12 protein-coding genes are annotated in these 13,115 nt (G+C 73.0%); 7 read left to right on the forward strand and 5 right to left on the reverse strand.

The annotated features are described in order from the left end of the window. Window positions 1–177 precede the first annotated feature (177 nt). Window positions 178–2,568, forward strand: a complete 2,391-nt coding sequence (pcrA, locus tag O7598_RS03565; protein WP_269689997.1) for a DNA helicase PcrA — start codon at window positions 178–180, stop codon at window positions 2,566–2,568. A gap of 60 nt (window positions 2,569–2,628) precedes the next feature. Here pcrA and O7598_RS03570 read toward each other — a convergent pair whose 3' ends face one another. Next, complete coding sequence (locus O7598_RS03570; RefSeq protein WP_442929793.1) at window positions 2,629–3,405, reverse strand: M23 family metallopeptidase; 777 nt, start codon at window positions 3,403–3,405, stop codon at window positions 2,629–2,631. Between the two features lie 261 nt (window positions 3,406–3,666). Continuing rightward, complete coding sequence (locus O7598_RS03575) at window positions 3,667–4,380, reverse strand: M23 family metallopeptidase (protein ID WP_269689999.1); 714 nt, start codon at window positions 4,378–4,380, stop codon at window positions 3,667–3,669. Window positions 4,381–4,766: 386 nt separating this feature from the next. Between O7598_RS03575 and O7598_RS03580 the strand changes: the two genes are divergently transcribed. From O7598_RS03580 to sucD, 3 genes are all read left to right on the forward strand, one after another. Continuing rightward, complete coding sequence (locus tag O7598_RS03580) at window positions 4,767–5,171, forward strand: cobalamin B12-binding domain-containing protein (RefSeq protein ID WP_269690000.1); 405 nt, start codon at window positions 4,767–4,769, stop codon at window positions 5,169–5,171. 407 nt (window positions 5,172–5,578) lie between these two features. Then, window positions 5,579–6,757, forward strand: a complete 1,179-nt coding sequence (sucC, locus tag O7598_RS03585; protein WP_269690001.1) for an ADP-forming succinate--CoA ligase subunit beta — start codon at window positions 5,579–5,581, stop codon at window positions 6,755–6,757. A 2-nt stretch (window positions 6,758–6,759) separates the two neighbouring features. Then, on the forward strand, window positions 6,760–7,647 hold the full coding sequence (sucD, locus tag O7598_RS03590; RefSeq protein ID WP_091072154.1) for a succinate--CoA ligase subunit alpha: 888 nt from the start codon (window positions 6,760–6,762) through the stop codon (window positions 7,645–7,647). 57 nt (window positions 7,648–7,704) lie between these two features. Here sucD and O7598_RS03595 read toward each other — a convergent pair whose 3' ends face one another. Beyond that, window positions 7,705–7,974 carry a DUF4190 domain-containing protein gene (locus tag O7598_RS03595; RefSeq protein ID WP_269690002.1) on the reverse strand — a complete coding sequence of 90 codons (270 nt, stop codon included), beginning with the start codon at window positions 7,972–7,974 and terminating at the stop codon, window positions 7,705–7,707. Window positions 7,975–8,134: 160 nt separating this feature from the next. On the opposite strand from O7598_RS03595, the gene O7598_RS03600 reads away from it, so the two are divergent. Then, window positions 8,135–9,466, forward strand: coding sequence for a cell division protein PerM (locus O7598_RS03600; RefSeq protein ID WP_269690003.1), 1,332 nt, complete (start codon window positions 8,135–8,137; stop codon window positions 9,464–9,466). A gap of 126 nt (window positions 9,467–9,592) precedes the next feature. On the opposite strand, the gene O7598_RS03605 is transcribed toward O7598_RS03600, so the two are convergent. Continuing rightward, the gene (locus O7598_RS03605; protein WP_269690004.1) at window positions 9,593–10,159 is read right to left on the reverse strand and encodes a DUF4190 domain-containing protein; all 567 of its coding nucleotides are present in this window, start codon (window positions 10,157–10,159) and stop codon (window positions 9,593–9,595) included. A gap of 34 nt (window positions 10,160–10,193) precedes the next feature. Continuing rightward, a complete protein-coding gene (locus O7598_RS03610) occupies window positions 10,194–10,493 on the reverse strand; it encodes a CD225/dispanin family protein (RefSeq protein WP_091072139.1) in 300 nt (99 codons plus the stop codon). Between the two features lie 179 nt (window positions 10,494–10,672). Here O7598_RS03610 and purN point away from each other — a divergent pair, with 179 nt between their 5' ends. Together purN and purH are read left to right on the forward strand one after the other, a co-directional pair. After that, on the forward strand, window positions 10,673–11,293 hold the full coding sequence (gene purN, locus O7598_RS03615) for a phosphoribosylglycinamide formyltransferase (protein ID WP_091072134.1): 621 nt from the start codon (window positions 10,673–10,675) through the stop codon (window positions 11,291–11,293). Next, entirely contained in the window at window positions 11,290–12,861 is a 1,572-nt protein-coding gene (gene purH / locus O7598_RS03620; protein WP_269690005.1) for a bifunctional phosphoribosylaminoimidazolecarboxamide formyltransferase/IMP cyclohydrolase, read from the forward strand. Before purN ends, purH begins: the two co-directional genes overlap by 4 nt. Window positions 12,862–13,115: the final 254 nt, after the last annotated feature.

The raw sequence follows: 13,115 nt of genomic DNA on the forward strand, positions 1-13,115 counted from the left end.
GGCTGCCGGACTCCCGGAGCCGTAGTAAAAGGAACGCTGATCGAACACGCCGTCGAGTATGCCGACCCCCGGGGCGGGCGCGCAAGGAAACCGGCCAACAGGTGGGACGCGACGCCGGCCGCGGACCGGTGGCGCGGGCGGGGAAGTGTCCGGGCGGCGGCATAGACTCGGACCGCGATGCATCCTCTCTTCGACATTCCCGCGTCCCCGCCCGCGCCGGAGTCCCGGCCGACCCCGCCACGCCACTCCGGGGGCGCGCGGTCGGATCCGCAGGCCCTCCTCGACGGGCTGAACGGCCCCCAGCGGGACGCGGTGACCCACGCCGGTTCCCCGCTGCTGATCGTGGCCGGCGCCGGCTCGGGCAAGACCCGGGTGCTGACCAACCGGATCGCCTACCTGCTCGGCGCCCGCGACGTGCACCCCGGCGAGATCATCGCGATCACCTTCACCAACAAGGCCGCCGGCGAGATGAAGGAACGGGTGGCCGCGTTGGTGGGCCCGCGCGCCCGGATGATGTGGGTGTCGACGTTCCACTCGGCCTGCGTCCGCATCCTGCGCGCCGAGCACGAGCACGCCGGCCTCAAGTCGACCTTCTCGATCTACGACGCGGACGACTCGCGCCGGCTGATGCAGATGGTGGCCCGCGAGCTGGACCTGGACCCGAAGCGGTACCCGGCCCGAGGTCTCGCCGCCCAGGTGTCGAACCTGAAGAACGAGCTGACCGATCCGGAAACCTTCGCCGCGGGCGCGAAGGGGCCGAACGAGCGTGCGCTCGCCGAGGCGTACGCGCTCTACCAGCGACGGCTCCGCGAGGCGCATGCGCTGGACTTCGACGACCTGATCATGACCACGGTGCACCTGCTCCAGTCCCACCCGCACGTGGCGGAGAGCTATCGGCGTCGGTTCCGGCACGTGCTGGTGGACGAATACCAGGACACCAACCACGCCCAGTACGTGCTGATCAAGGAGCTGGTCTCCGGCACCGAGGGGATCCCGCCGGCCGAGCTGTGCGTGGTGGGCGACGCCGACCAGTCCATCTACGCCTTCCGCGGCGCGACCATCCGCAACATCCTGGAGTTCGAGCGGGACTTCACCGACGCCCGCACCATCCTGCTGGAGCAGAACTACCGCTCCACCCAGACCATCCTGAACGCGGCCAACGCGGTGATCGACCGGAACACCTCGCGCAAGCCCAAGCGGCTGTGGAGCGACGCCGGCGCCGGCGAGCAGATCGTCGGCTACGTCGCCGACACCGAGCACGCCGAGGCGGACTGGGTGGCCCGGGAGATCGACCGGCTGGTCGACGCCGGCGAGACCCGCCCGGGCGACGTCGCGGTCTTCTACCGCACGAACGCCATGTCCCGGGTGTTCGAGGAGGTGTTCATCCGGGTCGGCCTGCCCTACAAGGTGGTCGGCGGGGTGCGCTTCTACGAGCGCAAGGAGGTCCGTGACGCGCTGGCCTACCTGCGCGCCGTGGTGAACGACGACGACACGGTCAGCCTGCGCCGGGTCCTCAACACCCCGCGCCGGGGCATCGGCGAACGGGCCGAGGCCTGCGTCGAGGCGCTGTCCGCGCGGGACCGGGTCTCCTTCGGTGCCGCGTTGCGTCGGGCCCGGGAGGCGCCGGGCATCTCCACCCGGGCGGCCAACGGCATCGCCGAGTTCGTCGCGCTGCTCGACTCGGCGCGTGAGCTGGCCGCCACCGGCACCCCGGAGGAGGTGCTGGAGGCGGTGCTGACCCGCTCGGGCTACCTGGCCGAGCTGGAGGAGAGCCTCGACCCGCAGGACGCCGGCCGGGTGGACAACCTCCAGGAACTGGTGAGCGTCGCCCGGGAATACACCGAGCGGATCGAGGCGCTGGGCGCCGACGACGAGCGGGCCACCCTGGCCGGCTTCCTGGAGCAGGTGGCGCTGGTCGCCGACGCCGACCAGATCCCGTCCGACGATCCCGACCACCAGGGCGTGGTCACCCTCATGACGCTGCACACCGCCAAGGGCCTGGAGTTCCCGGTGGTCTTCCTGAGCGGCCTGGAGGACGGCGTCTTCCCGCACCTGCGCTCGCTCGGCGACACCCGCGAGCTGGAGGAGGAGCGGCGCCTGGCCTACGTCGGGATCACCCGCGCCCGGCAGCGGCTCTACCTGTCCCGGGCGGTCACCCGCTCGGCCTGGGGCGCGCCGGCCTACAACCCGCCGTCACGCTTCCTGGAGGAGTTGCCGCCGGAGTTGGTGCGGTGGGAGCGCACCGAGGGGTCGTACACCTCGTGGGGTGGCGGTGGGGGCGGCGTCGGCGGCCGGGCGGACCGGTTGTCGGGCGGCTTCACCGGCGGCACGCCCAAGGCGACCCAGCTCGCCAAGCGGCTCGGCGTGGACGCCAGCCGGCTGGCGACGGCGAGCGAGCTGAAGCAGGCGCCCAAGGTCTCGGCGGGTGACCGGGTCAACCACCAGCGCTACGGCCTCGGCCGGGTGCTGGCGGTCGAGGGGGCCGGGCCGGGTGCCCGGGCCCAGATCGACTTCGGCGACCAGACCATGTGGCTGGTGCTGCGACACGCCCCGATCGAGAAGCTCTGACCGTCGAGGGGGCCCGGTCCGGCGCGACGCCGGACCGGGCCCCTGCTCGTGCGGCAGCCGTCAGCAGGCCACGTCGATGCCGCGGGCGCGCAGGAACGGCGCCGGGTCGATCTGGTTCCACATGGCGCCCTTGTGCACCTCGAAGTGCAGGTGCGGGCCGGTGGCGTCGCCGGTGGCGCCCTCGTAGCCGATGACCTGACCGGCCTTCACCCGGTCGCCGACGTCGACGAGGAGCCGGCTCTGGTGGGCGTAGTGGGTCAGATAGCCGTTGTGGTGGTCGACGAAGACGGAGTTGCCGTAGCCGTCGCCCACGTCGCCGGCCTTCACCACGGTGCCGGCCGCGGCGGCCCGGATCGGGGTGCCGGCGGGCATGGCGAAGTCGATGCCGGCGTGCAGGGTGCCCCACCGCTGCCCGTAGCAGGAGGTGATGTCGGCGCCCTTCATCGGCACGACCCAACTCGGCTTCGGTGCGATCTTCTTCGGCTTCGGCTTCGGCTTGGGCTTCGGCTTCGCCGTCTTTCGCGGCTTCGGGGTGGTGGCGCTGGGGCTCGGCGTCGGGCTGGTCGGCGCAGCGGACGGGGTGACCGGGCTGACCGACTCGCGGGCCGACCGGTCGGCCCGGTCGGCGGCCTCGGCGCGTTCCCGGGCGTCGAGGCCGATCGCGGCGGGAGCGGGGGCCGGTTCGTCGCCGGTGGCGACCACGACGCCGCCGAGGCCCAGGCCGAGCAGGGCGACCGCGCCGGTGACGAGGTACGCGGTGCGCCGGCCGGCGCGGCGGTGCCGGGCGGGGGCGTGGTCCGGGGTGTTGCCGTTCGCTGTGGGACTGCTGTGCTGCACGAGAACCTTCACCGGTCGAGGGGCACGCGGACCTGGAAATACTGGTGTCGGTCCTCGGTCCGCTCGGTGGCGGGTTCGCGGCCCGGGCGCGGGCCCCACGGGCGGCTGTCCGGCTTCACGTCGACTGGGTGGTTCCCGAGAAGAGTCGATCACGAGGCCGTGTGGGCCCGCTCACACTCTCCGATGTGACGCGCCAGACTTGCCCGGACGCGAAACCGCCCGGATCGCGGGATCCGGGCGGCTGTCGGGCGGTGCGCAGAGTCAGGAGGCCGCTACATCGCTGTAAGCTGCCTCGATTTCGAGCTTGATGTCCACTCCGCGGTCCACGAGCCACGGCACCGGGTCCAGCGGCTGGCCGTTGACATGGACCTCGAGGTGCAGGTGCGAGCCGTAGGAGTGGCCGGTGTTGCCGACCAGGCCGAGCTGGTCGCCGGCCTTCACCTGCTGGCCCTCCTTGACCGTCACCGCGGAGGAGTGGCCGTAGATGGCCTCGCTGCCGTCGGCGTGCTTGACGATCACCGCGTAGCCGTAGCCGCCGAACCAGCCGGCCTTGGTGACCGTGCCGGCGTGGATGGCCTGGTAGGGCGTGCCCTCCGGGGCGACCAGGTCGACGCCGGTGTGCAGCTTGCCGAAGCGCACGCCGTAGGGCGACTTGAAGTCGTAGCCGTGCAGGGGGAGGAGCCAGGTGTCCTGCTGGGTGGCGTCCACGCCGCCCGGGCGCTCGTCACGGTCGGCGCGGTCGGCGCTGTCCGCCCGGTCGGCGGCATCCTGGCTGGCGACCGAGGCCTGCCGGAGCTCGTCGAGGACCGAGGGGCTGACGCTCTTGGCGTCGGGGAGGGCGTTCGCGCCGAGGGCGACGATGCCGGCACCGACGAAGGCGGTGGTGACGACCGCCGCGTAACGGCTCCGCGGGGGGGTGGGTACGCGGCGACGGCCGCGATATCTATCGGGCTCAGACGACAGGCGCTGGCGCACGCACACCCTCCGTTGTCGGGGATCCGATGCGACCTCGGACCGTTCGGTGAAGCTCGGTCGAACCTCCGGTGTCGCGTCGTCACCCGTCCGTGGACTCGATGACAACCGTGGACACGTTAGCCAACCGCCACTCCTGTCACAAGCCGAAGCGCCGAACCGGCGATTCTTTATGTCCGCTTCCGTGCGTTCTTGTCATAGCTCGTGCCCCCGGACGGATGGCCCCTGGACTGTCCATTCGTCGCGGACGGTGACCATTCGGCGGAGGTGTCCGGCTTCCGGCGAACGCGATCGGGCGGTAGGGGTCGGCCCGGCTACCGGCCCGCCGTCCGGCCGGGTTACCGTTCGTTCAGGTCAGGAGTGCCGGTGCCGGTGAAAGGTGTACGCGAATGAGCTCTCGTATCCGGGTCGTCGTCGCGAAGCCGGGCCTGGACGGCCACGACCGGGGCGCGAAGGTCGTCGCCCGGGCCCTGCGCGACGCGGGCATGGAGGTCATCTACACCGGCCTGCACCAGACCCCCGAGCAGATCGTGGAGACGGCGATCCAGGAGGACGCGGACGCGGTCGGCCTCTCGGTGCTCTCCGGCGCGCACATGACCCTCTTCCGGCGGGTCCTCGAACTGCTCACCGAGCGCGAGGCCGCCGACATCGTGGTCTTCGGCGGCGGCATCATCCCGGAGGGCGACATCCCGGAGCTGCAGCGGCTCGGCGTCGCGAAGATCTTCACCCCGGGCGCCACCACCGGTTCGATCGTCGACTGGGTGCGGGAGAACGTGGCGCAGCCGGTCGGCTGAGCGCCGCCGGATCGCGGGCAGGGGGAGGGGCCGGACGCACCCCTCACACGCCCGGCCCCTCTATGCACGATGCCCCGCCGCCACCCCTCGACCGACAGGGCATCGGCCGCTCCCGTCATCGCGCTTGACCAGCGCTCCGACATCAGACTCAACGACGCCCCTGACCGGGGGTTACGCCCCGGCCCGGACATCCCCCGGACGGCTGACGTCGGGCCGTACCGGCACCGGACGATCCGTCGACGGCTGTGCATTACCGCACACCACGCACCCGCTCGGTTGCCGCCGGTTCCCATCTCGTTAGGCTGCGGCAAATGGCCTGTCTGGTCTGATGACAGGCGTCAAACTGATTTTCCAACGCTGGTGGCGGCGCGACGGCGCGCCGCGGAGACGGGACGGGACGCGCAATCGTGGACCTGTACGAGTACCAGGGGCGGGACCTGTTCGAGCGGCACGGCTTGCCCGTGCTCGCCGGCGGCGTCGCCACTACCCCGGAGGAGGCCCGCGCGATCGCCGAACGCCTCGGCGGCCGGGTGGTCGTCAAGGCGCAGGTGAAGGTCGGTGGCCGCGGCAAGGCCGGCGGCGTGAAGCTGGCCGAGGGCGCGGAGGAGACGGTGGCCCGCGCCACCGACATCCTCGGCATGGACATCAAGGGTCACACGGTCCACAAGGTCATGATCACGGTGACCGCGGACGTGGCCGAGGAGTACTACTTCTCGTACCTGCTCGACCGGGCGAACCGCACCTTCCTCTGCATCGCCAGCGTCGCCGGCGGCATGGACATCGAGGCGGTCGCCGCCGAGACCCCCGAGAAGGTCGTCAAGGCGCCGATCGACGCCAACACCGGCGTGGACGAGGCCAAGGCGCGCGAGATCGTCGGTGCGGCCGGCTTCCCGGCCGAGGTCGCCGACCAGATCGTCGACGTCGCGGTCGGGCTGTGGCAGGCGTTCGTCGCCGAGGACGCCACCCTGGTCGAGGTGAACCCGCTGGCCACCACCAAGGACGGCAAGCTGCTGCTCCTGGACGCCAAGATCACCCTGGACGAGAACGCCGCGTTCCGGCACCCGGACCACGAGGCCCTGGTCGACCAGGCGTCGGTGGACCCGCTGGAGCAGGCCGCCAAGGAGAAGGACCTCAACTACGTCAAGCTCGACGGCGAGGTCGGCATCATCGGCAACGGCGCGGGCCTGGTCATGTCCACGCTCGACGTGGTCGCCTACGCGGGCGAGCGGCACGGCGGCGTCAAGCCGGCCAACTTCCTCGACATCGGCGGCGGCGCGAGCGCCGAGGTGATGGCGAACGGCCTGGAGATCGTCCTGTCCGACCCGTCGGTGAAGAGCGTCTTCGTCAACGTCTTCGGCGGCATCACCGCCTGCGACGCGGTCGCCAACGGCATCGTGCAGGCGCTGGCGCTGCTCGAGCAGCGCGGCGAGAAGGCCACCAAGCCGCTCGTGGTCCGCCTCGACGGCAACAACGCCGAGGCCGGTCGGGCCATCCTCGACGGCGCGGCCAACCCGCTCATCCAGCGGGTCGACACCATGGACGGCGCGGCCGAGCGGGCCGCCGAGCTGGCAGCTGCGGGGGTCTGACAATGGCTATCTGGCTGACCAAGGACTCCAAGGTCATCGTGCAGGGCATGACCGGTTCCGAGGGTTCGAAGCACACCCGGCGGATGCTCGCCGCCGGCACCAACGTCGTCGGCGGCGTGAACCCGCGCAAGGCCGGCACCACCGTCGACTTCGACGGCACCGAGCTGCCCGTGTTCGCCTCCGTCGCGGACGCGATGAAGGACACCGGTGCGGACGTCACGGTCATCTTCGTGCCGCCGCAGTTCACCAAGGCCGCGGTGGTCGAGGCGATCGACGCCGGCATCGACCTGGCCGTGGTGATCACCGAGGGCGTGCCGGTGCACGACACCGCCGCGTTCTGGGCGTACAACGTGGCCAAGGGCGAGCGGACCCGGATCATCGGCCCGAACTGCCCGGGCATCGCCTCGCCGGGCGCGTCGAACGCCGGCATCATCCCGGCCGACATCACCGGCGCCGGCCGGATCGGCCTGGTCAGCAAGAGCGGCACGCTGACCTACCAGATGATGTACGAGCTGCGCGACATCGGCTTCTCCACCTGCGTGGGCATCGGCGGTGACCCGATCATCGGCACCACCCACATCGACGCGCTCGCCGCGTTCGAGGCGGACCCGGAGACCGAGGCGATCGTCATGATCGGCGAGATCGGCGGCGACGCCGAGGAGCGGGCGGCCGAGTTCATCAAGGCCAACGTCACCAAGCCGGTCGTCGGCTACATCGCCGGCTTCACCGCCCCGCCCGGCAAGACGATGGGCCACGCCGGCGCCATCATCTCCGGCTCGGCGGGCACCGCCGACGCCAAGAAGGCGGCGCTGGAGGCGGTCGGCGTCAAGGTCGGCAAGACCCCGACCGAGACCGCCGAGCTGATGCGGGAGCTCATGTCCGGCCGCTGAGCGGTCGCGTGACATGTCGAGGGGGTCGACCGGTTCTCCGGTCGGCCCTCTCGTCGCTCAGCGGTACCAGTACGGGTAGTAGTAGCTGCCCCGGGCCCGCACGATGGCGCTGGCGACGATGTTGATCACGCCGAACGCGATGGCCAGCCAGCCGAGCAGCGGCGACTTGCCGAAGCGCCGCGCGTCCCGGATCGACAACCAGCCGAGGACGATGCCCAGGATGCCGCAGCAGAGCAGGCCGAGCACGATGCCGAGGACGCCCCAGAGCGTGGTCCGGTCCCTCCCGGCGGCCGGCGGCGGCGGGGGCGGCGGATACGGAGCGTTCACGGCTTCCTCCGAGCGGTCGGCGCCGCGACAGGAAAGGTCGCGCCTCAAGCCGAGGCTAGACCGGATCACCGGGACCGATCCTCAGGTTCGGCGAACTCGCCACCGTCCCGCCCCGGTATCGGACTGCCGTCCTCAGCGCGGCGTGCCAGAGTAGACGGCGATGTCACGTGTCACCCCTGACCAGCCTCGCCGCGCGGCCGGCCCGACCGCCGGCGCCCGGCCGCGCGACCGTGCCCGCCCGGCCGCGCGGGTGCCCGCGCCCCGACCGGGCGAGCCGTCCCGTAACCGGGCCCCGCTGCCCGTCGCCGCCGGGGTGGCCGCGCTCTGGGCCGCGGTGACCTCCTGGCTGCCGGTCACCGTGGTGCTCGGCCTCGCCCAGCTCACCGAGGACGCCGGCTCGCTCACCGGCGCGCTGCGCGCCGGGCTCGCCGGCTGGCTGCTCGGGCACGGGGTGCCGCTGCAGACCGCCGCCGGGCCGCTCGGCCTGGCGCCGCTGGCCCTGAGCGTGCTCGTCGTCTGGCGGCTCACCCGCGCCGGGGTGCACGTCAGCCGGGCCGTGGGCGCCCGCGGCGGCGGCTCGCCGCGGCAGGCGCTCACCGTCGCGGTCGCGGTCGGCATCGCGTACGCGCTGCTCGGCGCGCTCGGCGCGCTGACCGCGAGCGCCGGCGGGCTGCGGGTCTCCCCGGTCACCGCAGCGTTGACGTTCGCCGCGTTCGCCGCCCCGGCCGCCCTGGTCGGCGCGCTGCGCACCACCGGGGTCTGGGCGCTGCTGGCGAGGAGCTGCCCTCCGCCGGTCCGCGACGGGCTGCGCGCCGGGCTGGTCGCCGCGTTGCTGCTGTTCGGCGCGAGCGCCGGCGCGGCCGGGTTGTCGGTGGCCACCGGCGGCGGGGACGCGGCCGACATGATCGGGGCCTACCGCACCGGGGTGGCCGGCCAGGCGGGCATCACGCTGGTCAGCCTCGCCTACGCGCCGAACGCCACCGCCTGGTCCGCCAGCTACCTGCTCGGCCCCGGGTTCGCCGTCGGCACCGACACGGCGGTCCGCACCAGCGAGGTGTCGGTCGGTGCGCTGCCGGCCGTACCCCTGCTCGCCGGCCTGCCGCGCGGCCCGGTGGACGGGCTCGGCGCCGGGCTGCTCGCGGTGCCGGTGCTGGCCGCGATGGCGGCCGGCTGGCTGCTGGCCCGGCGGTTGCTGCGCGCCGCGGCCGAGGACCGCGCCGAGGTCGGCTGGCGGGCTCTCCTGGTCCCGGCCGCGCTCGCCGGTCCGGTCGCCGGCGTGCTGCTGGGGCTGGTCGCGGCGGCCTCCGGCGGGCCGCTCGGCGGTGGCCGGCTGGCCGAGATCGGTCCGCCGCCCTGGCCGGTGTTCGGCGTGGCCACGGTGGTGATCGCGGTCGGCGCGATGCTCGGCGCCGCCGCCACCCGTTCCCTCACCCGCCCCGCGCCGCCGGCTCGCCCGCCGGTCCCGCCCCGCGCCGCCCCCGACCCGCGCTGACCCGCGCCCGGAGGCGCGACCGGACCGGAGCCCTCGCCCACCCCGACCACCCGGGCCCGGCGAGGGAAACGGCAGGGACGCGCGAGGGGCGCCCGGCCAGTCGCCGGACGCCCCTCGGGGAACCGCTCAGGAACCGAAGTTGCTCGTGTTGATGATGGCGCCGCCGATGGCGCTGATGATGCCGATGACCACGCCGATCGCGCCGCAGATCAGGGCGGCCCGGGCCTGGCCGGCGTTGCTGGCCTCGCCGGCCTGGACCTTCTTCTGGCCGAGCACGCCGAGCACCACGCCGGCGATGCCGGCCGGGACGCCCAGCAGCGGGCAGCAGAGGCCGAGCACGATCGAGGCGATGCCGACGATCATGCCGATGAGACCCAGCGTGTTGTTCTGGCCCTGACCCGTGCCCGGGCCGGCCGGGTAGCCCGCGGCCGGGTACTGCGGCGCGGCGCCGTACGGCTGCTGCTGCGCGTACGGGTCCTGGCCGTAGGGCTGGCCGGAGGTGGGCTGCCCGTAGGGTTGGCCCGAGGTCGGCTCGCCGTAGGGCTGACCGGAGGTCGGCTGCTGCCCGTACTGCGGCTGCTGCCCGTACTGCGGGGGCTGCGGCGGCTGGCCGTACGGGTCGTGCGGCTGGGCGGTCGGGTCCTGGTTCGGCTGCTGGCCGTACGGGTCCTGGCCGGGGTAACCGGGCTGCATGTCAGGGAACTCCTCAGATTGGTTCGGCTGTCGGTCAGTTCGTGCCGCTGCTGCCGCCGACGAGACCCGCCAGGCCACCGAACAGGCAACACACCACAATGATGCCGATCCAGACCAGGCCGACGATCAGGGCCCACTTGGACCACTTCTTGGACTCGGCGGCGGCGGCCTGGGCGCCGGCGTAGTCGCCCTGCTGGATCAGCGGGTTGACCTTGGACGCGTTGATGATCGCCGGGATGGCGAGCGGCCAGAACAGGAAGATCGCGACGATCGACATCGTCATGTTGTTGTCGATCTGCTGCGGGGGCTGCTGCTGGGGGTAACCGGGCTGCATGGGGGTGACTCCTAGGTCCGGCGGCACGGGCGACGTGCCGGGTTCTCTGGGGGTGCGGGTCGGGCGTAGGCCGGACACCGGGCGACCGGCAGCGTACCGCGACGGCGCCACCGGGGAGATCACCCGACAAGCCGCCGCCCGACGGCCGGACCGGCCGGACTGCCCGATAGGGTTGCCGCGTGACCGAGCCCGCGTCCGTCGCCCGCCTCGTCGTCCTCGTCTCCGGCTCCGGCAGCAACCTCCAAGCGCTGCTGGACGCCGCCGCCGACCCCGGCTACGGCGCGCGGGTGGTGGCCGTCGGCGCCGACCGGGACGGGATCGCCGGCCTGGACCGGGCCGCCGCCGCCGGCGTGCCGTCCTTCGTCGAGCGGGTCAAGGACCACCCCACCCGGGCCGACTGGGACAAGGCGCTCACCGCCCGGGTGGCCGAGCACCGGCCCGACCTGGTCGTCAGCGCGGGGTTCCTCAAGCTGGTCGGCCCGGAGTTCCTGGCGTCGTTCGGCGACCGCTACCTGAACACGCACAACACGCTGCTGCCGGCGTTCCCCGGCATCCACGGCCCCCGCGACGCGCTGGCGTACGGCGTGAAGGTCACCGGGGCCACGCTGTTCTTCGTCGACGCCGGGATGGACACCGGCCCGATCGTCGCCCAGGTCGCCGTTCCGGTGCGCGACGACGACGACGTGGAGACGCTCACCGAGCGCATCAAGTCCGCCGAGCGGCGCCAGCTCGTCGAGCAGGTCGGCCGCCTGGTCCGTGAAGGTTGGACGATCACCGGCAGAAAGGTCAGCATTCCGTGAGCACCACTGAGGAAGGCCGTCGCCCGATCCGGCGCGCGCTGGTCAGCGTCTACGACAAGGCCGGCCTGGCCGAGCTGGCCCGTGCCCTGCACGAGGCCGGCGTGGAGATCGTCTCGACCGGCAGCACCGCCTCGACGATCTCCGGCGCGGGCGTGCCCGTCACCCCGGTCGAGCAGGTCACCGGCTTCCCGGAGATCCTCGACGGCCGGGTGAAGACCCTGCACCCGAAGATCCACGGTGGTCTCCTGGCCGACCTGCGCAAGGACACCCACGCGACCCAGCTCGACGAGCACGGCATCGCCGGGATCGACCTGCTGGTCTCCAACCTCTATCCGTTCCAGGCCACCGTCGCCTCCGGCGCGGACGCCGACGAGTGCGTCGAGCAGATCGACATCGGCGGCCCGGCGATGGTGCGGGCGGCCGCGAAGAACCACGCCTCGGTGGCGGTGGTGACCGACCCGGCCGCGTACCCGGCGGTGGTGGCCGCGCTCGCCGACGGCGGCTTCACCCTGGCCCGACGGCGGGCGCTGGCGGCCCGGGCGTTCGCCGACATCGCCGACTACGACGTGGCCGTGGCCGACTGGTTCGCCACCACTGTCGCCCCGGCCGAGGACGGCTTTCCGGAGTTCGCCGGGCTGGCGCTGCGCCGGCAGGCCGTGCTGCGCTACGGCGAGAACCCGCACCAGGCGGCGGCGCTCTACGCCGACCCGGGCGCGCCGGCCGGGCTGGCCCAGGCCGAGCAGCTGCACGGCAAGGAGATGTCCTACAACAACTACGTCGACGCGGACGCCGCATGGCGGGCCGCGCACGACTTCCCGGACCAGCCGGCGGTGGCGGTGGTCAAGCACGCCAACCCGTGCGGCATCGCGGTCGGCGCGGACGTGGCCGAGGCGCACCGCAAGGCGCACGCCTGCGACCCGGTCTCCGCGTTCGGCGGCGTGATCGCGGTGAACCGGCCGGTGAGCGTGGAGCTGGCCGGGCAGGTGGCGGAGATCTTCACCGAGGTGCTGGTGGCGCCCGGCTTCGACGAGGGCGCGCTGGAGCTGCTGCGGGCGAAGAAGAACATCCGGCTGCTGCGCGCGCCCGCGTTCGCGCCGCGCCCGGCCGAGTGGCGGCAGGTCACCGGCGGTGTGCTGGTGCAGGCGCGGGACGCGGTGGACGCCCCTGGCGACGACCCGTCCGGCTGGACGCTCGCCACCGGCGATCCGGCCGACGAATCGATGCTGCGTGACCTCGCGTTCGCCTGGCGTGCGGTGCGCGCGGTGAAGAGCAACGCGATCCTGCTGGCCCGCGACGGCGCCACGGTCGGCGTCGGGATGGGTCAGGTCAACCGGGTCGACTCGGCGCGGCTGGCGGTCGCGCGGGCCGGCGACGAGCGGGCCCGCGGCTCGGTCTGCGCCTCGGACGCGTTCTTCCCGTTCGCCGACGGGCCGCAGATCCTCATCGACGCCGGCGTCCGGGCGATCGTGCAGCCCGGCGGCTCGATCCGCGACGAGGAGACCATCGCGGCCTGCAAGGAGGCCGGCGTGACCATGTACCTCACCGGCACCCGGCACTTCTTCCACTAGGTCCGATCCGCGCGCCGCGCCTCACCGCCGATCACCGTGGGTGAGCCCCGGCAAAGGAACAGTCAGTTCTGAGCGGTATACCTCAGAGGCATAAATATGCCTCTGAGGTATACCGCTCTCATCGCTTCAATACCGCTGGCCCCGACACGCCGAAGGCCGACGGCCCCCCGCGTCCCTCCGGACTCCGTTGCCCGGCGGTGAGGCCGGTTGCTAGCGTGTGCCCGGCGGCGGTTGATCGACCATCGCCACTGTTC

This window comes from Micromonospora sp. WMMC241, assembly GCF_027460165.1.
GTDB lineage: Bacteria > Actinomycetota > Actinomycetes > Mycobacteriales > Micromonosporaceae > Micromonospora > Micromonospora humi.

Bases quoted from the DNA above. Each gene is read 5' to 3' on its own strand.
- pcrA (WP_269689997.1), top strand. From the start codon at position 178: ATGCATCCTCTCTTCGACATTCCCGCGTCCCCGCCCGCGCCGGAGTCC.
- O7598_RS03580 (WP_269690000.1), top strand. From the start codon at position 4,767: ATGAGCTCTCGTATCCGGGTCGTCGTCGCGAAGCCGGGCCTGGACGGC.
- sucD (WP_091072154.1), top strand. From the start codon at position 6,760: ATGGCTATCTGGCTGACCAAGGACTCCAAGGTCATCGTGCAGGGCATG.
- O7598_RS03600 (WP_269690003.1), top strand. From the start codon at position 8,135: ATGTCACGTGTCACCCCTGACCAGCCTCGCCGCGCGGCCGGCCCGACC.
- O7598_RS03605 (WP_269690004.1), bottom strand. From the start codon at position 10,159: ATGCAGCCCGGTTACCCCGGCCAGGACCCGTACGGCCAGCAGCCGAAC.
- O7598_RS03610 (WP_091072139.1), bottom strand. From the start codon at position 10,493: ATGCAGCCCGGTTACCCCCAGCAGCAGCCCCCGCAGCAGATCGACAAC.